The sequence below is a fragment of the Kaistia defluvii genome (assembly GCF_026343955.1).
GTDB lineage: Bacteria > Pseudomonadota > Alphaproteobacteria > Rhizobiales > Kaistiaceae > Kaistia > Kaistia defluvii.
Genome location: NZ_JAPKNI010000001.1, coordinates 662,080 through 676,072 on the forward strand (window position 1 = coordinate 662,080; position 13,993 = coordinate 676,072).

The 13,993-nt window shown below is 65.7% G+C and carries 10 protein-coding genes; 4 read left to right on the forward strand and 6 right to left on the reverse strand.

The features are described 5' to 3' along the window. Positions 1-111: 111 nt before the first annotated feature. Positions 112-3,057: a hybrid sensor histidine kinase/response regulator gene (locus OSH10_RS03040; RefSeq protein ID WP_266330054.1), complete on the forward strand. Its 2,946-nt coding sequence runs from the start codon at positions 112-114 to the stop codon at positions 3,055-3,057. Between the two features lie 173 nt (positions 3,058-3,230). After that, positions 3,231-3,437, forward strand: a complete 207-nt coding sequence (locus OSH10_RS03045; protein ID WP_266330055.1) for a hypothetical protein — start codon at positions 3,231-3,233, stop codon at positions 3,435-3,437. Between the two features lie 198 nt (positions 3,438-3,635). Here the strand turns inward: OSH10_RS03045 and OSH10_RS03050 are convergent, their stop codons facing one another. Together OSH10_RS03050 and OSH10_RS03055 are read right to left on the reverse strand one after the other, a co-directional pair. Further along, on the reverse strand, positions 3,636-4,736 hold the full coding sequence (locus OSH10_RS03050; RefSeq protein ID WP_266330056.1) for a mandelate racemase/muconate lactonizing enzyme family protein: 1,101 nt from the start codon (positions 4,734-4,736) through the stop codon (positions 3,636-3,638). 52 nt (positions 4,737-4,788) lie between these two features. Further along, a complete protein-coding gene (locus OSH10_RS03055; RefSeq protein WP_266330058.1) occupies positions 4,789-6,264 on the reverse strand; it encodes an aldehyde dehydrogenase family protein in 1,476 nt (491 codons plus the stop codon). 216 nt (positions 6,265-6,480) lie between these two features. Between OSH10_RS03055 and OSH10_RS03060 the strand changes: the two genes are divergently transcribed. Further along, positions 6,481-7,206, forward strand: a complete 726-nt coding sequence (locus OSH10_RS03060) for an FCD domain-containing protein (protein ID WP_266330060.1) — start codon at positions 6,481-6,483, stop codon at positions 7,204-7,206. A 28-nt stretch (positions 7,207-7,234) separates the two neighbouring features. After that, positions 7,235-8,857 (forward strand): GMC family oxidoreductase, encoded by a 1,623-nt coding sequence (locus OSH10_RS03065; protein WP_266330062.1) that lies wholly within the window; start codon positions 7,235-7,237, stop codon positions 8,855-8,857. Positions 8,858-9,107: 250 nt separating this feature from the next. Here OSH10_RS03065 and OSH10_RS03070 read toward each other — a convergent pair whose 3' ends face one another. The 4 genes from OSH10_RS03070 to OSH10_RS03085 form a co-directional block, all read right to left on the reverse strand. Beyond that, on the reverse strand, positions 9,108-10,226 hold the full coding sequence (locus OSH10_RS03070) for a LacI family DNA-binding transcriptional regulator (RefSeq protein WP_266330063.1): 1,119 nt from the start codon (positions 10,224-10,226) through the stop codon (positions 9,108-9,110). 189 nt (positions 10,227-10,415) lie between these two features. Beyond that, the gene (locus tag OSH10_RS03075) at positions 10,416-11,441 is read right to left on the reverse strand and encodes an ABC transporter permease (RefSeq protein ID WP_266330064.1); all 1,026 of its coding nucleotides are present in this window, start codon (positions 11,439-11,441) and stop codon (positions 10,416-10,418) included. After that, the gene (locus OSH10_RS03080; protein ID WP_266330065.1) at positions 11,441-12,463 is read right to left on the reverse strand and encodes an ABC transporter permease; all 1,023 of its coding nucleotides are present in this window, start codon (positions 12,461-12,463) and stop codon (positions 11,441-11,443) included. Before OSH10_RS03080 ends, OSH10_RS03075 begins: the two co-directional genes overlap by 1 nt. Further along, positions 12,460-13,989: a sugar ABC transporter ATP-binding protein gene (locus tag OSH10_RS03085; protein WP_266330067.1), complete on the reverse strand. Its 1,530-nt coding sequence runs from the start codon at positions 13,987-13,989 to the stop codon at positions 12,460-12,462. Before OSH10_RS03085 ends, OSH10_RS03080 begins: the two co-directional genes overlap by 4 nt. Positions 13,990-13,993: the final 4 nt, after the last annotated feature.

The window sequence follows — 13,993 nt, forward strand, 5'->3', positions numbered from 1 at the left end:
CAGCGACCTCGGCCGAATGACGCCCTGTTTCATTTGAAACAGACTATCGATCCCCCTATAACCGCTTGATCGCAAACGATTAGCGCCCGCACTGGAAAGAACTTCACGGATATGAGCCAGAACAATACGCCGTCGTCGTCTGGTTCGGATCTCGGGTTTCTGGCGGGAGGCGGCGAAATGGGCGGCCGCATCGCCGGCTATGACTGGGCGTCCACCTCGCTGGGGCCGGTCGCCGACTGGCCGCGATCCCTGAAGACGACCATCGGCCTCGTCCTGCGCTCGCCGGTGCCGATCGTGATGCTGTGGGGCGCCGACGGCGTCATGATCTACAATGACGGCTATTCCCGCTTTGCCGGGGGGCGTCATCCCGGCATTCTCGGCAGCAAGGTGCTCGAGGGCTGGCCCGAGGTCGCCGAGTTCAACGCCCATGTGATGAAGGTGGGGCTCAGCGGCAACACGCTCGCCTACAAGGACCAGGAACTCACGCTGTATCGAAACGGCGTTCCCGAACAGGTCTGGATGAACCTCGACTATTCGCCGATCCCCGACGAGAACGGCACGCCGATCGGCGTCATCGCCATCGTCGTCGAGACGACCTCCAAGGTGAAGGCGGAGCAATGGCTCCAGGGCGAGCGGGAACGTCTGAGCCAGATGTTCCAGCAGGCCCCCGGCTTCATGGCGCGGCTGACCGGCCGCGATCATGTCTTCGATCTTGCCAACCCGGCCTATCTGGCCCTGGTCGGCCATCGCGACATCGTCGGCAAGCCGATCCGCGCGGCCCTGCCTGAGCTCTCCGGCCAGGGCTATTTCGAACGGCTGGACCAGGTTTTCGAGACGGGCGAACCGTTCATCGGCCTCGAAATGCCGGTGATGCTGCGACGCCTGCCGGACGACGAAAGCGAACAGCGCTTCGTCGATCTCGTCTATCACCCGCTTCGCGACGATACCGGATCGATCATCGGCATCTTCGCCCAGGGCACCGACGTGACCGAGCGCGTGCTGGCCCGCCGCGCGGCCAATGCCAGCGAGGCGCAGTTCCGCACCTTCGCGCAGGTGATGCCCAATCATTTCTGGACGGCGACGCCGGAGGGACGGCTCGACTGGTTCAACGACCAGGTCTATCGCTACAGCGGCGCCGGGGCTGGCGATCTCGACGAGAATGGCTGGGTGTCGCTGGTCCATCCCGACGATGTGCCGCCAATGACCGCCAGGTGGCGCTCGGCGCTGCAATCCGGCACCCAATACGAGACCGAGTTCCGGATCCGCCGCGACGATGGCAGCTATCGCTGGTTCCTGGTCCGCGCGATGCCGGTCCGGGACGAAGATGGCTCGATCCGGCGCTGGGTCGGCACCAATACCGATATCGAAGAAGCCAAGGAAACCGCCCGCGCCCTTGCCGAATGGACCGAGACGCTCGAAGCGCGCGTGGACGCCGAAATGGCCGAACGCCGCAGCGCCGAGGCCGCGCTGCAGCAGGCGCAGAAGATGGAGGCGATCGGCAATCTGACCGGCGGCGTGGCGCATGATTTCAACAATCTGCTCCAGGTTCTCTCCGGCAATCTGCAACTGCTGAGCCGCGACATATCCGGCAACGAGCGCGCCGAGCGCCGCGTCGCCACGGCCCTGACGGCGGTCGCCCGTGGCGCCAAGCTCGCCAGCCAATTGCTCGCCTTCGGCCGCCGCCAGCCCCTGGCGCCGAAAGTCCTCAATGTCGGCCGTTTCGTCTATGGCATGGAAGACATGCTGCGGCGGACGCTCGGCGAGAGCATCGAGATCGAGGTTCTCGTCTCCGGCGGGCTCTGGAACACCTTCGCCGATCCGACCCAGATCGAGAACGCCCTGCTCAATCTCTGCATCAACGCCCGCGACGCGATGGAGGGCACCGGGAAGCTTACCATCGAAGCCGGCAACGCCTTCCTCGACGAGACCTATGCCCGCGCGCAGCCCGAGGTCGTCCCGGGCCAGTATGTCGTGATGGCGGTGAGCGACACCGGCTGCGGCATGACGCCCGAAGTGATGTCGCGCGTGTTCGAACCGTTCTTTTCGACCAAGCCGGCCGGCAAGGGCACAGGACTCGGCCTCGCCATGGTGTTCGGCTTCACCAAGCAGTCCGGCGGACACGTCAAGATCTACAGCGAGGTCGGCCACGGCACGACGGTGAAGCTCTATCTGCCGCGCACGCAGCAAACGGAGGACGTCCCGTCGACGCAGCATTTTGGCCCCGTCACCGGTGGCGAAGAGACCATTCTGGTTGCCGAAGACGATGAGGAGGTCCGCGCCGCCGTGATCGACATGCTGGGCGGCCTCGGCTATCGCGTCCTCAAGGCAAAGGATGCCGACAGCGCGCTCAGCATCATCGAAAGCGGCATTCCGATCGACATGCTCTTCACCGACGTGGTGATGCCGGGAACGCTGAAGAGCACCGATCTCGCCCGCAAGGCGCGCGAGCGCATCCCCGGCATCGCGGTGCTCTTCACCTCCGGCTATACGGAGAATTCCATCGTGCATGGCGGCCGGCTCGACGCCAATGTCGAGCTGCTTTCCAAGCCCTACACGGTCGAGGCGTTGGCGCGGAAGATCCGCCACGTGCTCGGCAACGAGCAGCAGCGCAGCGCCGCCAGGACGGCGACGACCGCACCCGACGCGCCCCGCCCGGCGGCTCCCCCGGCGCCCGTTCCCGAGGAAGCCCGGTCGCTGCGCGTCCTGCTCGTCGAAGACGAGGTGATGATCCGGATCAACTCCATCGACGTGCTGGAGGAGCTTGGCCACCAGGTCATCGAAGCGCGCGATGCCGAGCAGGCTCTCGCCGCCCTGGAGGCCCACCCGCTCGACGTCATCGTGACCGATCTCGGACTGCCCGGAATTTCGGGGGCCGATTTCGCACTGATGGCGCGGGCGATGCAGCCAGAGATCCCGATCGTCTTTGCCACCGGCGACAGCCAGGCCCCCGCCCTGCCCGGAAAGCCCGGCATTCTGCTGCGGAAACCCTATGACGGCGATGACATGCAGGCCGCCATCGAGGCAGCGACGGCCTTGTCCGGGGCCGGGCAGGACTAGCTTGCAAAGCCGGCTTATGATCCGCCGGCGACAGGCCGGATCCGGCGTCTTGCCGTTCCGCAAAAATGGATCAGCGCGCCGGTTCCAGTATTCGACTTTGCCAGGAAGGTCGGATAGACATATGCCTCTGGTGAGAGCGGTCTCTCGCCCTGAATCGGGGTTTGAGAACGGCCATGGAGCAATCTCTTCCGACACTTCGCGAGGAGTTGGAGCAACTCGCCGAGCAGTCGATCAGCGATGAGGCACGATCCGCCTTGAAGCGGGCCGCCTGCGTCGTGCGCCAGACCGAACTTCCCGCACCGGGCCAGAAGACAGGCGCATCCGCCTTGACCGATGAAGACCGCGCCGATGGTGGCCTGATCGAGCGCCTCGGGGAATAGAAGGGCGCACGTCGCTCGGCACTTGCCGACAAGCCGACGGGAAACGACCCCGGACGTCTGGACCCAGCCTGCGCTCAGTCGTCCGGGATTGCTTGCCAAGGGGCCATTCCAAGCGCACCCGTTGGAGCATCGCTCGAAAGAACCTGGTTTTATCAGTCGGTTAGAGTGTCCCGCCGCGAGAAGAAGCGGCGCGACGCGCTAGATGTCGCCAAGAGCCTCCAACGCAGCCCAATCGAACCGGACGCCGCTGCCGGGCTCATCTGGCGCGACAGCGCGGCCATCCACAACCACCAGCGGGCGAAGCGTGTAGCGATCGATCTGGAAGGCGTGCACCTCGAGCCAGCCGGCATTCGGCACGGCCGGAACGAGGCTGACATGCAACTCCTGCATGCCGTGACTGCAGACCGGAATCCCCAGCGGCTCGGCCAGCCGGGCGACGCGCAGGAAGCCGGTGACGCCACCGCAATTCGAAGCGTCGGGCTGGATGAAGGACAGCGACGAATGCTCGAAGGCGTGCTTGAACTCCTGCAGCGTATGCAGGTTTTCGCCCATCGCCAGCGGCACGCGGGTCGCCTTGGCGAGTTTCCCATAGCCGGCGAAATCATCCGGCTCCATCGGCTCCTCGAACCAGGTGAGATCGAACGGTTCGAACGCCTTGCCCGCCGCGATGGCGCGGTCGAGATCGTAGCCGAAATTGCCGTCGACCATCAGCTTGTTCGACGGTCCGATCCGCTCGCGCACGGCGCGAAGCCGCGCCACGTCTTCCGCCAGATCCGGCTTGCCAACCTTGATCTTGATAGCCCGATAGCCCTGATCGAGATAGCCGCCAACGCTTTCGACGAGCTTTTCGATAGGATAGTTCAGGTCGACGCCGCCGCGATAGGTGAGCGGCGAATTGCCGGCGCCGCCTGCCATCTTCCAGAGCGGCAGGTTCTGCCGGAGGCCGCGCAGATCCCACAACGCGATGTCGATCGCCGAAATGGCGAAGGAGGCGATGCCGCCACGGCCGACATAATGCAGGCGCGACTGCATCTCGTCATAGAGCGTGTCAATATCGTCGGCGTCATGACCGATCAGCATCGGCGCGAGATCGTGGTCGATCATCGCCTTGGTGGCATGGCCGCCGGTGCCGATCGTATAGGTATAGCCGAGGCCGGTCTGGCCGTCGGCCGTCGCGATCTCGGCCGTCACCAGTTCGAAATAGGTCTGCAGGCCATGACGCGCATCCTGCATGGGTTCCTCGAGCGGAACCCGGAAGACGCGGGACTTGATGCCTGTTATCGCCTGACGGCTGGACATGTTTCTCTTCCCCCTCGGAGAATTTGGTATCGAAAGATCCGGCGGTGCCATATCAGCCCCAGTTGACGTACATGGTCTTCTTCTGGAAATAGCCATCCAGGCCGTATTTCCCGTCCTCGCCGCCGAGACCCGACTGTCCCCAGCCGCTGTGGAAGCCCTGAAGAAGCTCGCCATTGGTTCGGTTGAAGTAGATCTCGCCGAAATTAAGCTCTGCTGCGACCCGCATCAGACGCTTCAGGCTGCCGGTATAGACATAGGCCGAGAGGCCATAGTCGGAATCGTTGGCGAGCCGCAGCGCCTCCTCGAAATCGTCAATGATGACGATCGGCACGACGGGCCCGAAGATCTCCTCGCGCATCGCCGGGATCGCATTGTCCGTGGCAAGCAGGATGGTCGGCGCGTACCAATGGCCCTTCGAATGAACGCCCTTGGTGAGCTTGCCACCTTCGAGCAGGACCTCGGCGCCGGCCTCGACGCTGCGCCGCACGATATCGGCGATCTTGTCGACCTCCGGGCCGCTGATCTTCGGACCGATGTCGGGATTGTCGAGCGGGTCGCCGATGACGAGGGCGCGACTGCGAGCGATGAACTTCTGGAGGAACTCATCCGCGATGGCGCGATGCAGATACATGCGCTCATTGCAGGTGCAGATCTGGCCGCAATTGGTGTAGCGCGCCGTCACCGCGCTCTCGACGGCGCGATCGATATCCGCGTCTTCCATCACGATGAAGGGGGCCTTGCCGCCGAGTTCGAGGCGGATCGGCTTGATGCGGGCGGCCCCCGAGGCATAGATCTCGCGCCCGGCGCGCGTGCTGCCGGTCATGGTGATCAGGTCGGAGTGCGGGCTTTCGACCAGGGCCTGGCCGACCGCGTGGCCGGTTCCCGTCACCACGTTGAAGACGCCCGCCGGAATGCCGACCTTTTCCGCCAGGGCGGCAATGGCCAGACCGGATAGCGGCGTGAATTCATGCGCCTTGAGGACGAAGCTGTTGCCGGCGACCAGCGCCGGGCCGAGCTTGCGGGCCGTCAGCGCCGAGGGATAGTTCCACGCCGTCAGGCCCACCACGACGCCGTAGGGTGCGCGCCGAATCCAGATTTCCTCCTGGGCGGCGTCGGACGGCATGATGTCGCCCTCGATGCGACGGCCGCTTTCGGCCGCGAAGCGCAGGAAGGCTTCCGTGGCGCCGATCTCGCCATAGGCCTGGTTCAGCGGCTTGCCCTGTTCGGCGACGACGACATGGGCGAGCAGGTCGCGATGATCGCGCACGGCATCCGCGAGCAGGCCGACCAGCCTGCCGCGTTCCGGTGCGGGTATGGCCGCCCAGCCGGGCTGGGCCCTTTTGGCAGCGTCGAGGGCCGCCTGCGCATGCTCGGCCGAACCGCCCGGCACGGTGCCGATGATGTCGCCATTGGCCGGATTCTCGATCTCGACGAGCGGCGCCGCACTCTCGGCATGCCAGGCGCCATCGATGAACATACCCATGTGAGCCGGGGTTTCCGCCACCACGCCGCCAAGCTTTTCGAGCACAACTTCCTCCAGATTTGGTCCGACCAAAATTCGGAGAGGTTGGACCACACCTCAGCCCATAATGTCAATTACTCCGGATTTCTGATCCGAATTCCGTGAAGTTGGGCGAGAACGCTCAAATTATCGATTTTTTGGTCCGTCCATAGAGAGGCTATTGATCTTCGCTGACGATTGATGGATTGCTGCGGCAACGATGTGTACGCCGGATAGAGATCCATGCTGACCGACCAGCCGCTCGAGGACATGCCGCCCCATCCGGGCGAGCACCGCGCCGCCGACATCGTCGTCGCGACGATCGAACAGGATATCGTCTCCGGACTGCTGGAGAATGGCAGCCTCCTGCCGCCCGAGCGCGACCTGATGGGTCGTTTCGGCATCAGCCGCACGGTTGTGCGCGAGGCGATCGCCACGCTGACCACCCGGGGCCTGCTGGAAAGCAAGCCGCGCCACCGGCCGGTCGTCCGCAAGCCCGGCTACGACGCGGCCTTCTCGGCGGTCGGCGGCGTCGTCAGCCATCTGCTGCGGCAGGATGGCGGCGTGAAGACCCTTTACGACGTGCGCATCTTTCTCGAGGCGTCGCTGGTGCGGCATGCGGCGCTGCACGCACGCAAGGAAGACATTGCCGCGCTCCGCGCCGCACTCGAGCGCAACCACGCCGCGATCGACGATCCGGTGCTGTTCGACAACACCGACGTGGCCTTTCACGCCGTCTTCTACGGCATTCTCGGCAACCCGGTTTTCCCGGCCGTTCACCGGGCCTTCGTGACCTGGCTGTTCGAGCACTGGCAGAGCATGAACCGCTCGCCGGAACAGAACCTGATCTACTACGCCGGCCACAAGGCCATCTTCGACGCCATCATCGACCGAGACCCGGACGCAGCCGAAAAGGCACTTCTCGCCCATCTGGGCGAGGCTTGGGAGACGGTTCGCGGCACGTTCTAATTCATGGATACCAGGGAGGATTTCGAGAGTGGCTCGGGAGGAGTTTGACTATATCGTCGTCGGGGGCGGGTCGGCCGGCTGCGTCGCCGCCGCGCAACTGGTCACCAAGGGCAACTATCGCGTCCTGCTGCTCGAGGCCGGGCATTCGCACCACCACCCCCTGCTCGACATGCCGCCTGGCATCTTCAAGATGATCAATGGCAGCAAGTACATGAAGTACCACACGACGGTACCGCAGCCGCATCTCGATGGCCGCGAGCATGACATCCCGCAGGGCAATGTGCTCGGCGGCGGCTCGTCGGTGAATGCGCAGGTCTATATTCGCGGCCGCCCCGCCGACTATGACGAGTGGGACCAGATCCTGCGTGGCAACAATGATGGCGCCGACTGGAGCTGGAATGCGGTGCTGCAGCATTTCCGCGGCATGGAAGGCAACAACCGGCTCAACAACGACGCCCATGGCGCCGACGGTCCGCTGCTCGTCTCAGACCCCGGCCATGTCAACGAATTGTCGCGCTGGTTCGTGCAGGCGGTGCAGGCGCTGCGCGAGCCGTTCAATCCCGACTTCAACGGCCCCTCGCAACGCGGCGTCGGCTTCTACCAGTTCATGAACCGGGCCGGAAAGCGCAGCAGCGCCGCCTATGCCTTCGTCGAGCCGCTGAAGAACGATCCGCGTCTGACCGTCCGGCTCCATGCCGAGGTCTCGCGCATCCTGATCGAGGACGGCGCCGCCGTGGGCGTCCGCTACCGCATCAGCGGGACCGAGCACACCGCCTATGCGAAAGGCGAGGTGATCGTCAGTTCCGGCGCGCTGGTCAGCCCCAAGCTGCTGATGCTTTCCGGCATCGGACCGGCGGCCCACCTGGCCGAGCACGGCATCGAATGCAAGGTTGACCTGCCGGGCGTCGGCGCCAACCTGATCGATCACCCGGAGGTGCCGATCACCGGCACGACCAATGGCAAGTACGGCTATTTCAACCAGGGCAATGGCTGGCGGATGCTGAAGAACGGCATTCAGTTCAAGCTGTTCGGCAGCGGCCCGATCACCACCGCCGGCGTCGAGGCGGGCGCCTTCGTCAACCCGCTCGATCCCGACGCGCCGCCGACCATCCAGGCCTTCTGCGTGCCGATCGTCTATCTCGACCGCGACACGCGCAAGTCGATGAAGGATACCTACGGCCTGACCATCACAACGGTGGTGGTCAAGCCGAAGTCGCGCGGCTACGTCAAGCTGCGCTCGGCCGATCCCGCCGCCATGCCGCTCGTCTCGCCCAACCTGCTCAAGGACGAGGACGACATGCGCCAGATGGTGGCCGGTCAGCGCTTCTTCCTGCGCGCCTTCCATACCGAGCCGCTCGCCCGCCGGATCGAGCGCGTCGCCCTACCCGCCCAGCCGGATCCGGACGAGGCGGCACTCCTCACTCATTGCCGGCGCTTCGTGAAGACCAATTATCATCCGGCCGGCACCTGCAAGATGGGCGCGGATGGCGACCCGATGGCGGTGCTGGATTCCCGCATGCGCGTGCGCGGCGTCGAACGGCTGCGGGTCTGCGACATGTCGGCGGTGCCGAACATCAATGCCGGCAACACCAATGCGCCCGCGATGATGCTGGGGGATCGCTGCGCCGACTTCATCCTCAATCCGCGCTGATCCCTCGCGCCACGGCCAGCCGCTTCCTCCCCGACCCTGCCCGCTGGCGAGCGAGGCGGGAGCGCGTCTGGCTGACTTCCCGTCCCGAAGAGAAAACCGTGGGGCTCAGCGTCTGTGGCTGCCTGCAGGGCCCGTCGCACGCGCAATATCTGGCCGACAGGGTACGTCGGGATCAAGGTCGGGCCGGTCGACGGTGCACGGCACTCGCCTCCTGGCGCGGAGCCCGTCCGTCCGAAGACGCGGCCTGACCTCAGGCGACGGCGGCCCGGGAACGGCGCTTGCGGAGAACCGGCGCCGCGACCGGACCGGTTGAGCCGCGGACGATCAGCGCGGCCTCCAGTTGCGTGCTCATGGGGATCGGCTCGCCTTCGATGCAGCGGATCAGGTGATCCGCCGCCAGCGTTCCGATCTCGGCCGCCGGCACCCGCACCGTCGTCAGCGCCGGATCGGTCTCGCCGGCGATCTCGACATCGTCGAAGCCGGTGATCGAAATATCCTCGGGAACGCGAATGCCTTCGCGGCGCGCCTCGGCCAGGGCGCCCACCGCCATGGCGTCCGTGGTGCAGAGGAAGGCGGTGACGCCGGGATGGGCGGCGCGAAGCTGGTGAAACGCCTCGCGGCCGGCGACGATGCTGGGCTGGGCCACCTCGACGATCCGGTCGGGCGGCAGGCGGATACCCTCCTCCGCGATCGCCTCGAGAATGCCGTCGAGACGCGCCTGCGACCGGTCATTCGGCATGCCGGTATTGGCGATGACGGCGAATTCGCGGTGGCCGAGTTCCAGCAGGTAGCGCGTCATGCCATAGGTGGCACGCCGGTTGTCGATGCCGATCGCCGGAATGCCCTGGCGCGAGGTGCACACATAGCTCGTGACCAGCGGCCGGCGATGATGACGGATCAGCGGCAGCACGTCGGGAGCGAAAGAATCGCCGACGAGTACCAGCCCGTCGACGCCATATTCCAGCATCGAGCGGATCTGCCGGAACTCGCGCGTCGGATCATATTGCGAATGGGCGAGGATCAGCGTGTAGCCGCGCGCGCCCAGTCCGACCTCGAGCGCTTCGACCCCATCGGCAAAAATGGCGTTGCCGAGCGTCGGCACGACGGCGCCCACCGTATGGCTGCGGCCGGAGCTCAGCGCCTTGGCCATGCGATCCGGGGAATAGGCCAGCATCTCGACGGCACGCAGCACCCGTTCGCGAATGGCCGGCCGCACGATGTCGGGCTGGTTGATCGCGCGCGAGGCGGTCGCGAGCGACACCTTCGCCAGGCTGGCCACATCCTCGAGCTTGGCGCGAACCGCCCCGGGGGCCGGCGGCTCGGTCTGCTTCTTCGTAGGCGACGGAGCTTTCTTGTCGGACTTATCCATACCGGAACTCTGAAGCAGAAGCGCGGACGCCGCAAGCGACGCGCCGGGCCCGGCGAAACGGGGTCATGGCGCCGCCTCGCCCAGGATCCGGCGAGGCTTCCCCTTTGGCGGAGCCCCGCCCGATCACGCCCGTTCGGCGCCAGGCGGCACGGCCCGGCGCCGGACGATCCGATGCGGCCGGAGCCGGCTTCAGGCGGCGGCCGCGGAGCGGGTCAGCCGGCTCTGCAGGATCACCACCACGAGCAGGAAGCCGCCACGCAGCACCGACTGCCAGTAGGCGCTGAGGCTGATCCAGCCCATGCCGTTCTCGAAATTGAGAACGGTGAACAGGATGCCCAGCAACAGGGTGCCGACCAGCGTCGCGCCGACCGAGCCCTTGCCGCCGGTGAGCAGCGTGCCGCCCACCACCACCGATGCGATGGCGAACAGTTCCCAGCCAACGCCCTCGATCGGCTGACCGGCGCCGAACTGCGCCGCCAGGATGACGCCCGCCATGCCGGCCAGGAAGCCGGACATGACGTAGACCAGGAAGATCGTGCGGTCGGTGGGCAGGCCCATCAGGCGCGAGGCTTCCTCGCCGCCGCCAACCGCCAGCACGTGCCGGCCGAAGGCGGTGCGGTTCAGGATCAGCGAACCAAGGAAATAGGCGAAGAGCGCGATCCAGGCCGGGATCGGGAAGCCTAGGAAGATCCGGATGACCGCGCCGAAGAAGCCGGCATCCTCGCCATTGACCCATTCAGGCGCATAGAGGGCGAAGTCGCCCTGGCCGAGCGCCATGAAATTGGTGTCATAGGAGGCGGGGACCGATTGCTGGTTGGAAAGCAGCAGGGCGACGCCGGAGGCCGCCAGCATCGTCGCCAGCGTGGCAATGAACGGCAGGATCTTCATCTTCGAAATGATGAAGCCGTTGATGATGCCGGCGGCGAGGCCGGCCGCCAGGCCGCCCAGAAGACCGGGGATCAGGCCGTAGGGGCTGAGATAGGCGGCGACGACGCTCGAAAGCGCCGCGACGGACCCGACCGACAGGTCGATGCCGCCCGTCATGATGACGAAGCACATGCCGAGCCCGACCAGCGCGAACATCGAGTTGTAACGCAGCACCGTGAGGATGTTGTACTCGCTGATGAAGCCATCATAGCGCCAGGCGCCGAAACCGATGATGAGCAGCAAGGCGAGAAGAGCGCCGAAGCCGGCGGAGGCGTGAAGACGAGGCATTACGCGCGATCCTGCCTTTGGAGCCAGACGGCGAGCACGATCAGTCCGGCCTTGACCACTAGGGCCGCCGCGTCGGGAACGCCATTGGCGAGTAGGGTATAGCGAACGAGCTGGATGATCAGCGCGCCGAGCAGCGTGCCGATGATCGTGGCGCGGCCACCGCTCAGCAGCGTGCCGCCCACGGCGACCGCGGCGATGACGTCGAGCTCGATGCCCATGCCGATCAGATTGGCGTCGGCGGCCGAGTTCATCGCGATGACGATCAGGCCGGCAATGCCGCTGCAGACGCCCGAAATGACATAGACCCTGCGCTTGACGCGGCGCACCGGAATGCCCGCGAGCCAGGCCGCCTGTTCATTGCCGCCGACCGCCAGCACCTGGCGACCAAACACCGTGCGTTGCAGCGCCCAGGCCGCGATCAGCACCAGCGCCAGCATGATCCAGACCTGGAACGGCACGCCGAAGACGCGGCCGATGGCGATCTGCTGGAATTCCGGAACCTTGAAGACCTGCAGGTCGCCGTTGGTCCAGACCTGGGCGATGCCACGCCCGGCGATATAGAGGATCAGGGTGGCGATGATCGGCTGCACCCGGAAACTCGACACGAGCCAGCCATTGAACAGTCCGAAGAAGCCGGCGACCGTGATCGACAGCACGATGGCGAGCGCGATGCCGGTATAGAGATTGGGTACCGGGAACAGGGTGCCCTGGAAGATCTGCGGCGCAAAGGCGCCGGCGATCGCCATGATCGAACCGACCGAAAGGTCGATGCCGCCCGTGGCGATGACCATCGTCATGCCGACGCCGACGATGACGATCACGCAGACCTGGGTGAGGTTCACCGACAGGGTCTGCATCGTCGCGAAGTGCGGGGTGAAGATGAAATTGAAAATCAGCAGCGCGACCAGCGCCGCGATGGTGCCGATATGGCGGCGCGACAGCACGGCGGCGATGCCGCCGCGCGGGCGCGAGCCGACGCTGCCCGGCACCGGCGAAGGCGCATTCTGTGTCGTGGAACTCATGCGACTTCTCCATGCCCGTGGGCCATGGCCCCCATCACGGCGGGCTCGTTGATCGCCTCGCCGTCAAATTCGGCTGTCATCTTGCCGTCCCGCAGAACGAAGACGCGATCCGAGCCTTCGACGATTTCTTCGATTTCCGACGAGATCATCAGCACGCCGAGCCCGTCATCCGCGAGCTTGCGGATCAGGCGCTGGATCTCGGCCTTGGCGCCGACATCGATGCCGCGCGTCGGTTCGTCCAGGATCAGCAGTTTCGGGTTCATGCAGAGCCAGCGCGCCAGCAGGACCTTCTGCTGGTTGCCGCCCGAGAGTTCGCGGATCTTCTGCTCGGGGCTCGAGCACTTGATTCCGATCTCCTTGATGAAGCGCAGCACGATCTCGCGCTGACGCGACTCGTCGACGATGCCGGCGCGCGACAGCGCAGGCAGCAGCGCCAGCGTCAGGTTCTCGCGAACCGACATGCCGGGGATGATGCCCTCATGCTTGCGATCTTCGGAGCAGAAGCCGATGCCGGCCTTGATGGCGTCGGCGGGCGCGGTGAAGTCGGTTTCCTTGCCCTCGAGGCGGATGCTGCCCTTCTCGTGCGGGCTGGCGCCGTAGATGGCGCGCGCCGTCTCGGTGCGGCCGGCGCCGAGCAGGCCGGCCAGGCCGACGATCTCGCCACGGCGGACGGACAGGCTGGCGTCGCTCACGCGGCGGCCGACGGCGAGATCCTGCACGGACAGCAGTTCCTCGCCGATCGTGCGCGTTCCCTCGGTGAAGGCGGTGGCACCAGCGCGGCGAACCTCGGCGAGGTCGCGGCCGAGCATGGTGGCGACCAGCTGCAGCTTGGTCATGTCGGCCATGGTCGACACCGCGACCGTGCGCCCGTCGCGCATGACGGTGACGCGGTCGCAGACGGCATAGAGCTCATCGAGCTTGTGGCTGACGAAGACGACGGCAACGCGCTTGGCCTTGAGCCGGCGAATGGTCTCGAACAGAACGCCGACTTCGGTCTCGTCGAGCGAGGAGGTCGGCTCGTCCATGATCACCAGACGGGCATCGAAGGAGACGGCGCGGGCGATCGCGACCATCTGCTGGATCGCGGTGGAGAACTCGCCCAGCGGCCGGCGGACGTCGACGTCGATGTCGAACTCGGCCAGCAGCTTCCGGGCGCCCGCCTGCATCGCGCGCAGGTCGAGCAGACCCAGCCGCGTCTTGATCTCGCGTCCGAGATAGATGTTCTCGGTCACGGAGCGGAAAGGAATGAGGTTGATTTCCTGGAAGATCGTCGAGATGCCGCCGCGCTGCGCCATCTCCGGCGACGTCGCCGCCCAGGGCGCGCCGTTCACCGTGATGGTGCCTGCGTCCTTGCGGCTGAAGCCGTTCAGGACCTTGATCATCGTGGACTTGCCGGCGCCGTTCTGGCCGATCAGGGCCATGACCTCGCCTTCGCGCACTTCCAGCGAAGCGTCGATGAGGGCAGGAATATTGCCGAAGGACTTGTTGATGCCTTGCATCGACAGAAAAGGTTCTGCGGTAGCCATGGGC

What these genes read in the sequence shown, in the direction of transcription:
- OSH10_RS03085 (WP_266330067.1), bottom strand. Translation starts at nt 13,989, where the DNA reads ATGGCTACCGCAGAACCTTTTCTGTCGATGCAAGGCATCAACAAGTCC.
- OSH10_RS03070 (WP_266330063.1), bottom strand. Translation starts at nt 10,226, where the DNA reads ATGGATAAGTCCGACAAGAAAGCTCCGTCGCCTACGAAGAAGCAGACC.
- OSH10_RS03040 (WP_266330054.1), top strand. Translation starts at nt 112, where the DNA reads ATGAGCCAGAACAATACGCCGTCGTCGTCTGGTTCGGATCTCGGGTTT.
- OSH10_RS03080 (WP_266330065.1), bottom strand. Translation starts at nt 12,463, where the DNA reads ATGAGTTCCACGACACAGAATGCGCCTTCGCCGGTGCCGGGCAGCGTC.
- OSH10_RS03050 (WP_266330056.1), bottom strand. Translation starts at nt 4,736, where the DNA reads ATGTCCAGCCGTCAGGCGATAACAGGCATCAAGTCCCGCGTCTTCCGG.
- OSH10_RS03060 (WP_266330060.1), top strand. Translation starts at nt 6,481, where the DNA reads ATGCTGACCGACCAGCCGCTCGAGGACATGCCGCCCCATCCGGGCGAG.
- OSH10_RS03075 (WP_266330064.1), bottom strand. Translation starts at nt 11,441, where the DNA reads ATGCCTCGTCTTCACGCCTCCGCCGGCTTCGGCGCTCTTCTCGCCTTG.
- OSH10_RS03045 (WP_266330055.1), top strand. Translation starts at nt 3,231, where the DNA reads ATGGAGCAATCTCTTCCGACACTTCGCGAGGAGTTGGAGCAACTCGCC.